Raw genomic sequence first — 16,274 nt, forward strand, 5'->3', positions numbered from 1 at the left:
CCTCCTCTGAATGGGTCTCGACAACTACATTCTAAACGAGGATTCTGCCTATGGCTCCCCCTTTTTTAGAGAACCTAGCATTTTACACAATTATATAGACTCAACTTCAGAAACGCCCCTTTCGGAGCAAATTACTGCCAATATACATCTATTTCGTGCCATGCACTCCCTGAAGCCAAGTTAGCCGAAAAATAAATGTACTTTTGCAGGAACCGCCCCGCCTCAACGAAACTAGAGAAAAATAGATGTACAATCGCAGGTATTCGTTCATTCGTTCATTCGTTCAACACAATGCACTGTGGTGCACTGTGTGCGCGACACGATCGCAACATGCCCTCGGCCAGGCTTTTCCCTCGCGCAAACACCGAGCTACCCTTTAATGCCCGTACTCGCAATGCCTTCCACAATGTACCGCTGCGCGAAGAAGAATACGACGAGCGGCGGCAAGCATATCAGCGCCGTGACGGCCATAATGCCTTGCATGTCGACCTCGAACCGTCCGCTGAATTGCGCAAGTCCCAGCGTTAACGTGTACTGGCTGCTGTCGTTCAAGAAAATGAGCGGCCCCAGGTAGTCGTTCCAGCTGTCCATCATATGAAAAACACTGACCAGAATAAGCGCCGGTACCATCAGCGGCATAATGATGCGCGCATAAATGCCGAAGGCGTTTGCCCCGTCGATCCGGGCCGCTTCTTCCAGTTCCCGCGGAATCGTCATAATGAACTGTCGCATGAGGAAAATGTAAAATGCGCCGCCGAACCAGGCCGGCACGATCAAAGGCTTCAGCGTATTGATCCAGCCGAGAAAATTAAACTCCATGTAGAGCGGAATCATCGTGACGTCCCATGGGATCATCATCGAGGAAAGCACCAGCACGAACAGTACATTGCGGCCTCGAAATTCGAAGCGCGCAAAACCGTAAGCAACAAGCGACGACGAAAGGACCTGCCCGATGTTGGACAATACGGTCACCGTCACCGAGTTTTGCAAAAACACGTTAAACGAAAAGCTGTTCCACGAATCCCAATAATTGCTCCAGAGCCAAGTTGAAGGCACCCATTTCGGCGGGTACAAATACACTTCGTCCGGCGCCTTCACCGCCGTGATGAGCAGCCAGTAGAACGGCGCAAGAAACAGCAGCGAGAAGAAAATCAGCAGCGCGTAAACGATCATTTTTTTCATATACTCAACCGCCCCTCTGCGCATCGGTCGCCGGAACAATCGGCTTGCCCGATTTGCGTTTCGCCGGCTTCAAGCGGCCGTTTTTCGCTTCCCCGTCGTAATACACCCAAACGCTGGTCGATTTAAACACAAGCATCGTAAGCGACAAAATAATCAAGAACATAAACCAGGCGTTCGCCGCCGAATAACCCATCCGGAAATATTTAAAGGCATTTTCGTACACGTACATCGCGTAAAAATATGTCGAGTTCAGCGGCCCGCCGCCCGTCAGCACGAGCGCCAGCGTCAACTGCTGGAAAGCTCCGATAATCGACGTGATCAGGTTGAACAGAATCGTTGGACTAAGCATCGGCAGTGTAATATGGATAAACTGCTGAAATTTGTTCGCGCCGTCGATCGAAGCTGATTCGTACAGGTCGTTCGGAATATTTTTCAATCCGGCAAGGAAAATGAGCATCATCGTGCCTTGCGCCCACAAGCTTGCGCCAACCATCGCGACCATCGACCATTTCGGGTCGTTCAGCCAGTTCGGGCCTTCGATGCCGGCCAGCGACAGAAAGTAGTTCAAGATGCCGTACTCGCCGCTGTATACCCAAGCCCAGATCATCGCCAGCGCAACGCCGGAAATGACCGAGGGCAAATAGAAGATCGTGCGGAAAATGCCGCTGCCGCGCACCTTCTGATGAAGCAGCATCGCCAGAAACAAAGCCACCGCCAAGTTCATCGGCACGAAAATCAAAGCGAATTTCACCGTCACGAGCAGCGACGTCCAGAACAACGGATCATCGGTAAACATCGTCACATAGTTGTCGATCCCGATAAATTTGGCTTCGCCGACGATCGGCCAGTCAAAAAAGCTGATGATCAGCGAAAACAGCAGCGGACCAATCGTAAATACGCTGAATCCGAATATCCAGGGAAAAATAAAGAGGTAGGGAGTGAGCCTACCCCAATTTATTTTTTTGCGTGCTTTCGGGCGTGTATCCGGGTTTGGTTGGTTCTTCATTTTATCCCCACGCTTCGTCTAGTATTTGATGACACAATCCTTTATTGGATGAACTTCTTCCCGTCTTTCACGGCATTGTCGAGCACGTCTTGGGCCGGTTGGCCGAGAATGACCGCATCGATCGCCGAGCTTAGGAAACGATTCACTTCTTTCCACTTCTCGTTCAGCAGGAACGCCGGCGTATTGTCCGCTCGGTTCAGCATGTTGTAGAATGGCGCATAGAGCGGATCCTTGTCGAGGCTCTTTTCGGCGACGACGCTTTTGCGAACCGGCAAATCGCTGGTGATCGATTTGATGATTTCTTTGGACGTAATGAATTTGACGAATTCCCATGCCGCTTCTTTTTGCTTCGAGTCCTTCGCGATCGAGATCGCGGATTCCGCAAGGACGCCTTTCACCGGTTTGCCGGCAAAAGCAGGCGGCTCAACCGTGCCGAAGTCGACCTTCGCTTCCTTGAATCCTTCCAGCGGCCATACGCCGCTTTCCCACATGGCGATTTTGCCTGCTTTGAACACGTCGTTGCCGGATTGCTGGTTTTTTCCTCCGACCGTTACCGCGATTTTGTCCTTCAACATGTCGCCGAACATTTGCAGCGTATCAACGGTTTCCTTGCCGTTCATGTATCCTTCGATCGCTTTGCCGTCCGGGCTGATCAGGCTGCCGCCGTTGCTCCAGATGAAGCCTTGCAAATCATACGGATCGTTCTCTGTACGTATACCGAAGCCGTATTGCTTCTTGCTCGGATCGGACAGCTTTTTCGCGATTTCGCGGAAATCGTCCCATGTCCAGCCGTCTTTCGGATACGGAATACCCGCAGCATCGAACAGCTTCTTGTTATAGTAGAACACCCGGGACGTGTATCCGGTCGGAATGCCATACGTTTGGCCGTTCACCTTCGCGTAATTGAACAAGCCATCGTAAAAATCGCCCAGTTCCATCGACGGATCGCCTTGCATCATACTGTCCAGCGGCTCCAAGTTGCGATAATAGGTCGGGAAATCCCACATGTACATGACGTCAGGCGGGTTGCTTGCGCCGAACGACGCGGCCAGCTTCTGATCGAAGCCGTCTCCGTAGCCTTCGACCTGCACTTTGATGTTCGGATGCGCAGCCGTAAATTTCTTGGCCACTTCCTCCGCCGTCTTCAAGCCGTCCGTCGTATCCCAAGTGGCGAAACGCAGCGTGATTTGCTTGCCGCCGTCCTTCGCCCCGTCCGTTTTCGTCTCCGCAGGCTTCCCGTCATCGCCGTTGTCCGTATCCTTCGCGTTATCTTTGCCGCCGCAGCCGATGGCAAGCACCGCCAGCATCATCAACACGACAGCCGTTACGATCCATTTGCGCCGTTTCATGTTTACGCCCCCTAAATCGATGTTTTGTATTCGCTTTCATTATAAGAAAATGGCGTCGTTCGCCAAACTGCAAGCTGTTCTGAATATGGTGCACTTTTGTCGTCATGCGGATCGCCGATGCGGTCAAAAAAGCACATAACAACTAGAGTTGTGTGCAAACTCTAGTCATTATGTGCGATGCGCGCATTTTCGGCAGTTACCGTATGTCCATTATGCGCCGTGAGGCGACGCATTGTCCGACGCTTGCCGCTTTCGCTGGCGGAATTGGCTCGGCGTCTCGCCGGTGCAGCGCTTGAACCATTTGCTGAAATATTTGGCATCTGGCATGCCCACCTTGTCGGAAATGTCCTGAATCGTCAGCTGCGTCGTCGACAGAAGCTGGGAAGCCACCTTAAGCTTCATCGTATAGGCGTAGGAGATGAAGCTTTGACCTACCGTCTTGCGGAACAAGGTGCTGAAATGGCTGCGGCTCAGGCCCACCTCTCGGGCAACGTCGGAGACGCAGAGCGACAAGTGCACGTTGCCGACGATCTTCTGCACCGCAATCGCAATCGGCTGCGGCCAATCGTGCAGCTGCAGGTCGTACGTCTTCTGCAGCTCCGCCTGCCGGTGCAGCTTGCGCGCCGTTTCGAGCCACGGCTCGATGCCGTCGACGAAGCCGTGGCTGCTCCACGCCAGCTTCGGATGCGACGCCTTCAGCTCGAGCAGCTCGGCGTCAAGCTTCGCCTTGCACGGCGCGGTGCTGACCAGCAGGCAGCGGTCAACGCCGATCGGGATCGCTTCGAGCCGGCAATCGCCGCCGCTGACGAACAGCCCGCGCAGCCGTTCCAGCAGCGCGTGGCCCGCCACCGGCGCAGCCGCAGGCGACGCCGAAGCAGTTGTGCCTGACTCAAACCGCTCGGCTTGGCCCAAGCCGCTATGCGTAACGAGCGTCATGTGCACCGGTTCGTTCATCCAGCTCCACTCGCCGGCCAACCATTGCCGCAGCTCGGCGACGAAGGCGTCGCTTAAGCCGAACAGCCATTCCAGCAGCAGCGCGTCGCGTCTCGCCGCTGCGGAGCTACGTCCTGCCGAGGCTTCGCCCGAGCCTTGCCCGTGCTGCTGCGCCTCATGCGTCGCCGACTCGATCTCGCGGCGGAAGCCTTCGAGATATTCCTCCAGCTCCTCGTCGTTAAACGCCGTCTTCAGCAAATAGCCGGACGCGCCAAGCTTGATCCCCTGCTGCGCGTAATCAAAATCGCGGTGGCAGCTGAGCAGCAATATTTTTGTCTGCGGCGCCTGCTCCTTGACTTTACGTGCAAATTCGATGCCGTTCATTTCCGGCATGACGATGTCGGTTATGATCAGCTCCGGGCGATGCTCCAAAAATGCTTCCCAGCCCCGCGCGCCATTTGGCGCGTCGGCGACAACCTCCATGTTGTATTTTTCCCATGGCACCGTCGATCGCAGCCCCCGGCGAATAATGACCTCGTCGTCGGCAATGAGCACTTTGATCGCATTCGCATTCATCGGGATACCTCCTCTTTTTTGGGCAATCGGATCGTGATCGTCGTACCGCATCCCACTACCGACGTGATCGTCAGGCCGTAGCGGTAACCGAAATGCAGCTTGATTTTCTGATCGACGTTGTACATGCCGATTCTTTTCGTATTCTTCCCCGTCTCCCTTGGCGGTTCCAGCAGTCCGGCGAGCGTCCCCGGATCGATGCCTTTGCCATTATCCTGCATCGTGATCAGCACATCGTCCCCCGCTTCGCGGATCGTAAACACGATTTTGCCTACGCCGTCCTCGAAGCCGTGGAAAAAAATATTTTCGACGAGCGGCTGCAGCGTCATCCGCGGGATCGCGACCTTCGTAAGCTCCGCGCCGGTAGCGTGGATTTCATAGCTGAACACTTTGCCGTAGCGCAGCTCCTGGATTTGCAGAAAATGCTCGATGATGCGCAGCTCCTCGTCCAGCGTGTTCAGTTCCTTGGAGAAGTTTAAATTGCCTTCCAGCACCCTCGTCAAATGATGGATCATCCGGTTCACTTCCTGATTGCCGGATAACCGCGCCTTCCATTGGATCGAGTTCAGCGTGTTAAGCAGCAAGTGCGGGTTGATTTGATAATGAAACGCCTTCAGCTCCGCTTCCTTCTTCTGCCGTTCCACCTGCTCCACTTCGCTGATCAGCGACTGGATTTGCAGTGTCATATTGTTGAAGCTGAAGCTTAACCGGCCTAGCTCATCCTCCGAATCGACCGGAATATGCGTGTCCAGCTTGCCCATGCCGACGAGATTCATCGATTCCTTGATCCGTTTGATACGGCGAATGAACTGCGAGGCCAGCACATAGGCCAGCACAAGCGCGAGCAGTGCGGAGAAGGCGACGACAACCATCGTAAACGAGCGAATGACGAACGATGATTTGTAGAACTGGTTGTAAGGCGTGCGGACCTCGATTTTCCAATCGGTCGCGTCCGATTTTTTGGACCAGACCATGTCGTTCGGCTGCGGGGCAAAGCTGTCCGCCGTCTTATAAATCGTATTGCCCCCGCCGTCCGTGATCTGCACGCTGGAATGCGTGTCGATTTCGTATGTTTTTATAAGGCCGAGCAGCTTTTTGGCGTCCATTTCGACGAGGACATGGCTGTTCTCGAGAATGCCGACTTGATTTTTGATGGCAAAAATGAGTCCGATCACCCATTCATCCGGTTTCGCGTCGGAATAATGCTGCGGCTTGTACAAGCCGAACCAGAAGCCCTCGCCGTCGTTGCGAATGCGCTGAAACAGCCCTTCCTTCTTCAGCTTCTCCACCTGCAGGTTATAATCACCATAGAAGTATCCCGATTTGGTAATCATATAAATGCCGCGTGTATCGATTGTTTTATGCGCCTTCAAAAACTGCTCCAGCTGCTGCTCTTCCAAAAATCCGACGTAAGACGAAGGAACCTCCTCGTGCAGCACCGTAAACGTAGGATCGAGCACATACGAAAGCACGTCGTTCGTAATATATTTCATTTGTCCCAGAATCGAGTCGATCTGGAATTGCAGCTGCATGACGGAGTTATGGCCGTAGGTGCCGAACTGCTGATTGATCATTTTCGATGATTTGTCGTAGGACAGATACCCTAGCACAAGCAAAGGGATGATCGCCACTAGCAAAAACAGCATGACGAGTTTGGTTTGCAAGCTTTGGCGGAGAGATTGCAGCATTTTTTTCCCGAGCTCCGGCATGATGTTTTCGGCACCTCCCTGAACGAACTGCCCTAAGCATTCGCCGCTCCGGCGAACGTTAAGGAACCTCAATGTTGTCTAATAAGCTTAACAAACGTTGTTACCGCTTACAATTAGCAATATTTGCGTTTACACAATCTCATCATATCGGCTATTTTGACACCCCGTAACCGCCAAATGTTCGGCAAAAGGTAGTCTTTTGTTCGGAGCGAAAAATAACCCCGCAATGTGCGAGGTTAATAAGCTTCAATCGAAACACTTCAAACGATCGGTATCCGCTTGGAGAAGGATTGTTTAAACAGCCGCTGCATCTTCGAGATTAGGATAAAGTCCGTTCCAGTATAGTCTTGGCATCCGCCAGCGTACGCGCCTTGAACAGTTCGTCTGTCAGCCGCTCCAACTGCTCCGCATTGGTCGTTTGCTTGATTCGCTCCTGCAGCGGTTTAGAGTCTTCACCATACTGTGCGTTTAGAAATTTGCAGAGCACTTCGACGAGACCTTCAAGTTTACCTTCAATTTTGCCTTTTTCCTCCGCTTTTTTCTCCCAGTACATTTTTAATTCCATAATCTTAACCTCCTCTTCTGGCTTCAGCTTATGAAGCTCTTGCCGCAGCTCCGCTTCCTCTTCTTCATCGTCCCAGTCGAAATACGTGTAAGAAAAGCTTCTGATCGAAGTCCCTTCGACGAAGATACATTCGTGTTTTAGAGGAAGCTTTTCTTGCGAGCAGAAAGTGTTCAGCTACGCTGAAAACTTATACTTTCTTTACTCTTCGAAAAACCTGGAAACCAACGTCAACCGCGCTGGGTTCAGCGGCATTCTCGTCAGCATCCGCAAAAATTCGATCTTCACCTGGACCCGTTCATGTTCGGCGTACCCCATCTTGCTCAGCAGTGCGGCAGCCGCCGGATTGTCTTGTCTAATATAGTCTCGCCAATTCTGGCGTCGCAGTTGCAATGTATTAAAATGAAAATCGAGCACATTTGTGAAAGGAAACGCTAGCTTAAAGCTATCCGGCTCATCCCGCACCTCGTCGTAACTAAATACGGCCACCGGCAAAATAGGCTTACGGAATTTTTCATATAAGCGGCTGAAGTAAATAAACATCCTTTCGTTGAACGAGTTTTGCACGTAAGACTGCGACTCAATATGAACAATGACGATGCTTTCTTCGCCCTTCATCCTCGTCTGGACCAGCAAGTCCACTCTTCGCCGATCGCCAGCCGTGACGTCAGTGAATACTTCTTCGGTAAGAAAAGTTAATTCTGTAAAATCGATCGCCTCATGCGCTTCCGGAAAAAAGGCGAGCATGAATTCCTCAAAAAAAGTTCCGATCAATTCTTTAAACAACCGGTCATGATCAATCGCCAAAGACATCTTCTCCTTCCATTGTACCCGTGCAAAGATGGAATGACAAGAAGATCGGGTTAGCAAATAAAGAACATTTGTTCCTATTTTAATATATCCTTTACAATTGATCAAGCAAAAAAACGCCCTCACGCCATTAGGCGCAAGAGCGGAATAATAGGTTTATAAGAAATGTCTGACTTGATTCACTCCGTACCTCCAGTTTTCCGCAAATACATCCGCCACGTCATGCACCATTCCTCCGGCTCGTCGAGCGACGACTCGTCGTTGCGGTGAACCGTGCTGCGCGTCGGCGAATTCTTGACTTTATGCGGCTCGGTATACGCCTCGTTCGAGATAAATTCCAGCGCGCGGATATATTCGTCCAGGTCGTCCTTCGAATACGACTCCGTCGGCTCCAGCGTGAACGGCTGCGGCACGATGTATGGATGATGGCTGGTCCAGTAGTGCAGCCCGAAATCGCACATCCGACGCTGTACGTCCTCCGTCGTTACGCCCGTTTCCTTCGTCATCTGCTCCCAGCTGTAGCGAACCTGCTCCAATCTGCGGCCTTTGACGTAAGGCGCCGATGCGCCGCGGATGTTCAAGATGTGATGGTACAAATAATTGTTGTTCAGCACGGCGACCTTCGCCACGTCGACTAGCCCTTCCGCTCCCAGCGCACGAATCCAGGCATAAGCCCGCAGCACCGTCTGGGCGACGCCGTGGAAGCTGCGCACTTTGCCGATGCTGTGCGGCAAGTCGGTTTTGAGGCCGTATTGTCCCGTTTCCTCGTCGTGAACGACGATCGGTCCCGGCAGGAATGGCTCCAGCTCCTTCGTGACGCCCATCGCGCCCGTTGCCGGCCCGCCGCACATATGGGGCGCGGCAAATGTCTTATGCAAATTGAAGAAGCACATATCGAAGCCCGCATCTCTCGCCCGCGTAATGCCCAGTAGGCCGTTGGCGTTCGCCTGATCGTAATAGCAGATGCCGCCAGCGGCATGCACGACGTCGGTGAATTCTTTGATCCGGTGATTGTAGATGCCGGTGTCCTCCGGATTAGCGACGACGAAACCGGCGGTCCGCTCGGAAACGGCAGCCTTCAATGCGTCTAGGTCTGGAAATCCGTCCTTGTCCGGATACAGCGTAATGATTTTGTACCCTTTCACTGCTGCCGTCGCCGCTTGGGACGGATGAGAAAATATCGTCGTGATGATTTCATCCCGCTGCTCGCCTTCGCCCCGCGACTCGTGGTATGCACGGACCACCGACGCCATCGCGAACAAAGCCTGCGTGCCGCTGCTCGGCTGGAACGTGAACGCGTCCATGCCCGATATTTCGCGCATCGCCAGGTCCAGCTCGTGATAGATTTGCAAAATCCCTTGCACCGTCCGTACGTCCTGCAGCGGGTGCAGCTCCGTCATTTGCGGCGTGCGGATCATCATTTCGTTGATGCGCGGAATGTACTTCATCGTACACGTGCCTTGGCCGATTTCGACGTTAAAATCGGAGCCCATCGTCTCCTGCGACAGCCGCAAATAATGCCGCAGCACCTTCGCCTGCCCGATTTCCGGCAGCTTCGGAAGCGTATCCCGACGCATGCTCGCCGGAATATGCGACACGCCGTCGCCGACCGCAGACGCGATGCCCGCCCCCGCCTCAGGCACGACCACGCCGACCTCGCCGGGTTGATGTAGCTCGAAGATGACCGGCTCATCCCATTTGGCTTGATGAAAATTTCTCACTTTATGCTCACGCACAATCCGTTTCATCTGATTCCATCCCCTTCGCTTATTGATGCCCAACCGCTACCCGCACGGCGCCCGCCAATGCGTCGAGGTCGGATTGGGTATGGATTTCGGTGACGCAATACAATGCGCTTTGCCCTAGCGCCGGATGCGACGCCGACAAATCTTTGCCGCCAAAAATGCCCTGCTCCAGCAGCGAATCATGGATGTCCTTCACCGTCTTGCCGGTACCGTTAAAATCGACGACGAATTCCTTGAAGAACGCAGAGCCGAAACGTACCGTCACGCCCGGGATTTCCGCGAGCCGCTGGGCTGCGTAGTGCGATTTTTGCATGATCGTCTGTCCGACCTCCTGCATCCCGTAAGGACCGAGCAGAGCCAAATAAACGCCTGCCGTTATGCCCCATAACGCCGTTTGCGTGCCGACCGACTCTTTGCCCTTTTCCCTCAAAGCGAACGAGGTCCGTTCATACGCCACGTCGCCGAAACCATACTCGCCCTCGGCCTCGGTCGGCACGATGCCGAACAACCGCGACGGGTATTCCATGACGAATTTCGGCTCGTCTCGCGTCGCGATAAAACCGGACTGGCCCCCGCCATAGTTCATGCGAATGCCGAGCGGCTGCAAATCCCCACAGACGATGTCCGCCCCATATTGGCTCGGCGGCTTCAAGACACCCAGCGAGATCGGATCTACGCCAACGACACTGAGCGCGCCTGCACCATGCGCGATTGCCGATATATCGGCTCCTTGCGATTCGATGAAGCCGAGAAACGTCGGATTTTCAAAATAAACCGCCGCCGTCCTCTGGCCGATCTTCTGCCGCAAGTCATCCAAGTCAAGCAAACCTGTCGCTTCTGAATATGCAACGCGGACGCAGATCAAATCCGGCGACAAATAATTGCGGATGATAAGAAACTTGTCTTCGTCCATGTTGCCCGGCAGCAGAACCTCCGTCCGTCCGGTAATGCGCGCCGCCATCCGCAGAGAAGTGGAAGCGGCTTGCGCCCAATCGAACGTCGGCACGTTGACGACATCCATGTCGACCAACTCCGCCATCAGGCTCTGGTATTCGAACAGCGCCTGAAACCGCCCGTGATCCTCGTAAGGCTCGCCGGCATACGCCGTCACGAATTCGGAGCGCTGGTTGATTTCGTCGCATACGGCGGGCACGTAATGCTGCCAGCAACCCGCACCGAGGAAGTTCAAATTTTGCTTCGCCGTTTTGTTTTTGGCCAGTGTTCCTTCGATATGCCGCTGCAGCTCGTATTCGCCAAGCGCCTCGGGCAAATTCATCGTTCCTCTGAAACGCAAGCTTTCCGGAATCGCGTCGAACAAATCCTCTATGCGATCTACGCCGATGTCCGCGAGCATCGCTTGCTGCACTTCCGGCACCGTATTCGGAATATACGGGTGCGAGCGTCTTTTCCGATTTTCGTATCCCACCTTGATCCCCTCCTGTCGTTTCTTGCAAAACCGCTTTCTACGCCAACCCGCCGCCGTCCACGACGATGGCCGAACCCGTCACCCACGCGGACATACCGCTCGCCAGGAACAACACCGTATTCGCAATATCGCGCGGGGTTCCAAGTCGCTCGAGCGGGCGTCCCGATGCCGAAGACTTGAGGAAGGCGGTTTCGTCCTTCTGCAGTTGGCGCGCTTCCTCACGTAACAACGGCGTATCCGTATCGCCCGGGCAAACGCAGTTGACGCGAATGTTGTCCGGTCCATGGTCGATCGCCATCGCCCGCGTCAAGTTTACGACGCCCGCCTTCGCCGCGCAGTAGGCAGCCGCCTTGTCTCCGCCTTTAATGCCCCAACCGGAGCCCGTATTGATGATGCTGCCTCCCCCGTTACGAGCCATGACCGGAATGACGTGCTTGGATAACAAAAATACACCTTTCAGCGAAACGTCGAGCACCAGGTCCCATTCCGACTCATCCAGCTCGACAACCGTTTTGCGGCGGATGACGCCTGCATTATTGAATAAAATATCGATGCGGCCGAATCGTTCCTCGATGCCTGCCGCCGTCTGCAAGCAATCCGCTTCGGAAATGACATTGCATTTCCAGAACACCGTCTTCAGCCCGCGGGCATTGAGTTCGGCTTCCGTCGACCGGCCAAGCTCTTCATTAATATCCAGCAGCATGACCTCGGCCCCCTGCTCGGCAAGAAGCTCCGCCGTTGCCTTCCCGATCCCTGAAGCCGCTCCGGTGACGACCGCGATTTTACCGCTTAAATCAAGCAAATTCGTTTGTTTGGACATTGTTGCAACCCCTTTCATGAAACGCTATAGAGCGAAAACTGTACTTTCTTATATGAACTTAAGCCAAGTATATCGGCAGGGGGCGCAGGCGGTAACCGACATTTGTTTTAAATAAGGTTTCATTTTGTGTGTTGTCCGCCGGAATGTTATACTTTGGATGAATATATACTACATGGGAACATATTCAGGAGGAGAAAAAATGAGCTTGCTACGAAAGGCCAAGCCGGATGAAATTCCTCAGCTTGTCGCCCTGTCGGACAGCATTTTCCGCGGGCCTCACAACACCAACTCGATGGGAGCAGGGTTTCCGCTCATGTTTGCCCCGGATAATGCGGAACATCTGCACGTTGCGGAGGAAGACGGTAAACCGGTATCGCTTGTCGGGCTGTACACCTCTTCGATTCGCATCGGATCAAGCCGGATTCAAGCTGCCAGTATGGGCTCCGTCTGCACCGATCCGGATTATCGGGGCAAAAATTTCGCCGGACAGCTGGTGACGAACGCGTTCCAGCAGTTGGACGAGGAGCAAGTGGGTCTGCTTTTCATTTCCGGCGACCGAACGTTGTATACGCGGAACGACGCGATTCACGTGAGCCGCGTGCACGCATTCAGCATCCCTAGCGACAGGCCGCCCGAAGGTGGAGAAGCTTCCCTTGAAGTAAGCAAATACGAACCTGGCGATCTGCCTGGGATCCATGCGGTACAGCGGCAGGAATCCGTTTATTTCGAAAGAACGGAAGCCGAGTTCGCGGCTTTAATCGATGCAGCCGCCCATCTAAGCTGTTATCCGGCCAACCAGCATTTGCTTGTCGGTAAAATCGGCGGCCAAGCGGCGTCCTACATCGTTTATGGAACATGGGCGAGTGAGGGAGTCAACTACGGCACTGTCATTGAGATTGCCGGTCCGGATGAGCACATCATCACGCTGATGGGCGAAGCGGCGAAGCGCCACGGATTGCCAAGCTTGTCCATTGCTTTGCCGAACTACCGGAGATCGCTGACAGATCGTTTGGCTTCCCAAGGATATGTTTTCCAAACGCAGCCGATACTAGGCACTGTGCGCTTGATCAACGTGCCGGCGCTGTGGAACCAGCTGCGGCCGTATTTTGCCGAACGACTCGGCGCAGAGGCGGCGAAGCGGCTAAACTGCGAGAAGATCGAAAACGGATATCGGGTTTCGAGCGGCGACGAATCGCTGTACCTGGATTTACGCGGCATGACGCACTTGATCCTGAACGGAACGACACCTGCCGACGATGGCGAATTGAAGCAGGCGCTCAGCCGGGTTTTCCCGCTGCCTTTCCCGAATCCGAACAACTTGAACTATATTTAGCGATTTTTTCTAACCTACATAAGGAGGAATATGTATTATGTATCAAACGATCGAACAATTTCTTAACGATTGGAAACATGAATCCCGAACAACGCAAAATGTATTGGACGCACTGACCGACGCCTCTCTCTCGCAGCAGGTTTCACCGCTGGACCGTACTTTAGGACAGCTGGCATGGCATATTGTCACATCCATTTACGGGATTGTTTCAAATACCGGACTGCAATTTGAACCGGTCGGCACGGGCAAGGAAGAATCCGTAACGGCGCAGCAAATCGCCGACGGCTACCGTAAAACAAGCGAAGCGCTGATGACTGCCATTCAGCAGCAATGGAACGATGCCACCCTGATGGAAAAAAGAAATGTGTACGGCATGGAATGGCTCAACGGCGTGACGCTGGAGACAACGATCCGTCACGAAATTCATCACCGCGGTCAAATGACAGTGCTTATGCGCCAAGCCGGTCTTCAGGTGCCTGACATCTACGGGCCGTCGCGGAAATAACAGCATACTCCAAATCAAAGGATTGTCCTGAAAGCTATGGCTTCAAGGACAATCCTTTTTTGCACCCTAAATTTTCCAACTTCATGAAGCAACTCTTTCCAATCAAGTCCTTTTACCGAAATCCCCTTCGCTCAGGATCGAATCTTTCGCAACCGCCTGTTGTACTATGACCAAAACTCTCTCGATGACCCCCCCTTGCCGAAATCCCATCGGTTCAGTATCCCTAGCAGCAGCTAGCAGATAGATGCCTTTTTGTTTAACCCGGGCTTTGATGATCTCTCTGTACTATGTCTCCGAACTTCGATCTTACATTCCCTGAACGAAGGGGATATCGACAAATGAAAGCCGTCCAAAAAGTGTCCCGCCTAAAAAAAGGCCCTGCCAGATAGATTGTTCTTTCAATCGAACAACCTGCTCCAGCAGGGTTTTGCTCATCCTTGGAATCCGTACCTATAATGATAACCGTCAGGGAACATGGACACATGATCACGTACCGTGGTTTGCCGCATTTTCTATGACAACCGCTATGCCTTGCCCGCCGCCAATGCATAGGGCAGCCAAACCGTATTGCAAATGCCTCCGGCGCAGCTCGTAAGCGAGCGTCAGCAGCAGCCGTGCGCCGCTCGCGCCTACCGGGTGGCCGATCGCGATTGCGCCGCCGTTCACGTTGGTCCGTTCGCGGTCGAGTCCAAGCTCCCGTTCTACGGCCAAATATTGTACGGCGAACGCTTCATTGATTTCGAAGAGGTCGATGTCGCCTGTCGTAAGACCGGCACGATCTAAGGCCAGCCTGGCCGCAGGTATAGGGCCGAGACCCATCGCGCCGGGAGCAACGCCAACGACGCCCCATGCGACGATTCGCGCCAATGGACGACGGCCGGCTAGGCTTCCGCCCCCGGCAAGCACAAGCGACACGGCGCCGTCATTGATGCCGCTGGCGTTGCCTGCCGTCACCGTACCGTCCTTGCGGAACGCCGGCTTGAGCTTCGCCAGCCGCTCCGCCGACGTATCGATGCGAACATGCTCGTCGACGGCGCAAAGCGCACCGCGCCCATCTGCCGGCACAGCCACAATCTCCTCCGCCAATACGGCGGCAGCCGATGTGGCGCGGCGATGGCTCAACACGGCATATTCATCCTGCTCGATCCGGGATATCCCGTATTGCGCCGCCAACGCCTCCGCCGTCTCGCCCATGGCGCTGCCGATATAACGGTCGGTCAGCGTACTGAGCAGCATATCCTCCAGTTGCATATGACCGAGCTTCACTCCGCCGAATCGGCTAGTGAAATCGGCGTGCGGCACTTGCGACATCAGCTCGATGCCGCCAGCCAGCGCAAGTCCCGATTCGCCCAGCATGATGCTCTGCGCAGCGGACAGCACGGCCTGCATCCCGGACCCGCACAGCCGGTTCACTAGCATCGCCGGCGTTTTTTCGGGGACACCCGCCCGCAGTGCAATATGGCGCGGCAAATAAGCTGCGTTGCCGTCCGGCGGCATCACGTTGCCATACACCGCTTGATCGATCTCGGCCGCCTCCACCTTCGCGCGCCGCAGCGCCTCTATGGCGCTCGCCGTACCAAGTGCGGCAGCCTCCGTCCGGCTGAACATGCCGCCGAACGTGCCAAATGCCGTTCTCGCGCCCTCCAGCATATACACCTGTTCCACCGACATCGCCTCTTTTCTTCTCGCTTCACGTACTATTCCTTTATTGTACTATGCGCGAGAGCGAAAAGTCAGATCAGGAATTCCCGTATAAACTTGGACATCAGCTTGCGCGTCGTGGCGCTGTTTGTTTTTTGCAGCATATTCGCTATGTGGCATTTCACTGTTTTTTCCGTAATGTAGTAGGCTTCGGCCAGTTCTTTATTGCTATATCCGAATAAAAAGATCGCTTCCCACAATTCAGTTTCCCTTTTTGTCAGATGAAATCGCTCGCTGAACCGAACCAATTGTTTGTTTAATAGCTCTCTTTTTTCAACCATGCTTCTCCTTTTTAGGGCGGTGTGCCTTTTTTTGCCGTTCGTCCGGGGGAGCTTCCTCCTTCTCCCGGCCCATTTCGCGTTGGTATTCGGCAATCACCACGTCCAATCTCTCGCTCAGCGCATATACCTCTTTGTCGGCAAACGACCGTTTATGCGCATAAGCGGAATGTAGTTCAACTCGAATTTGCTCCATTTGCTTCTTTAACTTGTCCATATGTTCCATCGGATCCATCACACGTTTACCCTTTTGGCTTCACTTTGTGTCATTTGGTCCCTCCTTGATGTATGTTTAGGAAAAGTTCGGTAAAATGGATTTCGTACAAATCTTGTTGTTCGACA

The 16,274-nt window shown here is 53.8% G+C and carries 15 protein-coding genes and 1 pseudogene; 2 read left to right on the forward strand and 14 right to left on the reverse strand.

Annotated features, from left to right (window positions below; translation table 11 throughout):
• Positions 1-369 precede the first annotated feature (369 nt).
• From AC0LWM_RS31920 to AC0LWM_RS31965, 10 genes and pseudogenes are all read right to left on the reverse strand, one after another.
• The gene (locus tag AC0LWM_RS31920; RefSeq protein WP_474679086.1) at positions 370-1,182 is read right to left on the reverse strand and encodes a carbohydrate ABC transporter permease; all 813 of its coding nucleotides are present in this window, start codon (positions 1,180-1,182) and stop codon (positions 370-372) included.
• 4 nt (positions 1,183-1,186) lie between these two features.
• Entirely contained in the window at positions 1,187-2,188 is a 1,002-nt protein-coding gene (locus AC0LWM_RS31925; RefSeq protein WP_474679087.1) for a carbohydrate ABC transporter permease, read from the reverse strand.
• 41 nt (positions 2,189-2,229) lie between these two features.
• Positions 2,230-3,537: an ABC transporter substrate-binding protein gene (locus AC0LWM_RS31930; RefSeq protein WP_474679088.1), complete on the reverse strand. Its 1,308-nt coding sequence runs from the start codon at positions 3,535-3,537 to the stop codon at positions 2,230-2,232.
• Positions 3,538-3,747: 210 nt separating this feature from the next.
• On the reverse strand, positions 3,748-5,046 hold the full coding sequence (locus AC0LWM_RS31935) for a response regulator transcription factor (RefSeq protein ID WP_474679089.1): 1,299 nt from the start codon (positions 5,044-5,046) through the stop codon (positions 3,748-3,750).
• Positions 5,043-6,752: a sensor histidine kinase gene (locus AC0LWM_RS31940; RefSeq protein WP_474679090.1), complete on the reverse strand. Its 1,710-nt coding sequence runs from the start codon at positions 6,750-6,752 to the stop codon at positions 5,043-5,045. Before AC0LWM_RS31940 ends, AC0LWM_RS31935 begins: the two co-directional genes overlap by 4 nt.
• A gap of 319 nt (positions 6,753-7,071) precedes the next feature.
• The gene (locus AC0LWM_RS31945; protein ID WP_474679091.1) at positions 7,072-7,317 is read right to left on the reverse strand and encodes a hypothetical protein; all 246 of its coding nucleotides are present in this window, start codon (positions 7,315-7,317) and stop codon (positions 7,072-7,074) included.
• A gap of 204 nt (positions 7,318-7,521) precedes the next feature.
• Positions 7,522-8,121 (reverse strand): annotated as a pseudogene (locus AC0LWM_RS31950) (Rpn family recombination-promoting nuclease/putative transposase); the annotation flags it as partial.
• Positions 8,122-8,303: 182 nt separating this feature from the next.
• Positions 8,304-9,872, reverse strand: a complete 1,569-nt coding sequence (gcvPB, locus tag AC0LWM_RS31955; RefSeq protein ID WP_474679092.1) for an aminomethyl-transferring glycine dehydrogenase subunit GcvPB — start codon at positions 9,870-9,872, stop codon at positions 8,304-8,306.
• Between the two features lie 19 nt (positions 9,873-9,891).
• Positions 9,892-11,295, reverse strand: coding sequence for an aminomethyl-transferring glycine dehydrogenase subunit GcvPA (gcvPA, locus tag AC0LWM_RS31960; RefSeq protein ID WP_474679093.1), 1,404 nt, complete (start codon positions 11,293-11,295; stop codon positions 9,892-9,894).
• Between the two features lie 37 nt (positions 11,296-11,332).
• Positions 11,333-12,115 carry an SDR family NAD(P)-dependent oxidoreductase gene (locus AC0LWM_RS31965; RefSeq protein WP_474679094.1) on the reverse strand — a complete coding sequence of 261 codons (783 nt, stop codon included), beginning with the start codon at positions 12,113-12,115 and terminating at the stop codon, positions 11,333-11,335.
• 199 nt (positions 12,116-12,314) lie between these two features.
• Between AC0LWM_RS31965 and AC0LWM_RS31970 the strand changes: the two genes are divergently transcribed.
• Positions 12,315-13,448, forward strand: a complete 1,134-nt coding sequence (locus tag AC0LWM_RS31970; protein WP_474679095.1) for a GNAT family N-acetyltransferase — start codon at positions 12,315-12,317, stop codon at positions 13,446-13,448.
• 37 nt (positions 13,449-13,485) lie between these two features.
• Positions 13,486-13,953 carry a DinB family protein gene (locus AC0LWM_RS31975; protein WP_474679096.1) on the forward strand — a complete coding sequence of 156 codons (468 nt, stop codon included), beginning with the start codon at positions 13,486-13,488 and terminating at the stop codon, positions 13,951-13,953.
• A gap of 306 nt (positions 13,954-14,259) precedes the next feature.
• On the opposite strand, the gene AC0LWM_RS31980 is transcribed toward AC0LWM_RS31975, so the two are convergent.
• The 4 genes from AC0LWM_RS31980 to AC0LWM_RS31995 are packed head-to-tail and all read right to left on the reverse strand — an operon-like array spanning position 14,260 to position 16,167.
• Entirely contained in the window at positions 14,260-14,388 is a 129-nt protein-coding gene (locus AC0LWM_RS31980) for a hypothetical protein (RefSeq protein ID WP_474679097.1), read from the reverse strand.
• A 51-nt stretch (positions 14,389-14,439) separates the two neighbouring features.
• On the reverse strand, positions 14,440-15,654 hold the full coding sequence (locus tag AC0LWM_RS31985; protein ID WP_474679100.1) for a thiolase family protein: 1,215 nt from the start codon (positions 15,652-15,654) through the stop codon (positions 14,440-14,442).
• 32 nt (positions 15,655-15,686) lie between these two features.
• Positions 15,687-15,935 carry a LuxR C-terminal-related transcriptional regulator gene (locus AC0LWM_RS31990; RefSeq protein ID WP_474679098.1) on the reverse strand — a complete coding sequence of 83 codons (249 nt, stop codon included), beginning with the start codon at positions 15,933-15,935 and terminating at the stop codon, positions 15,687-15,689.
• A complete protein-coding gene (locus AC0LWM_RS31995) occupies positions 15,928-16,167 on the reverse strand; it encodes an aspartyl-phosphate phosphatase Spo0E family protein (protein WP_474679099.1) in 240 nt (79 codons plus the stop codon). Before AC0LWM_RS31995 ends, AC0LWM_RS31990 begins: the two co-directional genes overlap by 8 nt.
• Positions 16,168-16,274: the final 107 nt, after the last annotated feature.

It is taken from the genome of Paenibacillus sp. sgz302148 (assembly GCF_056120465.1).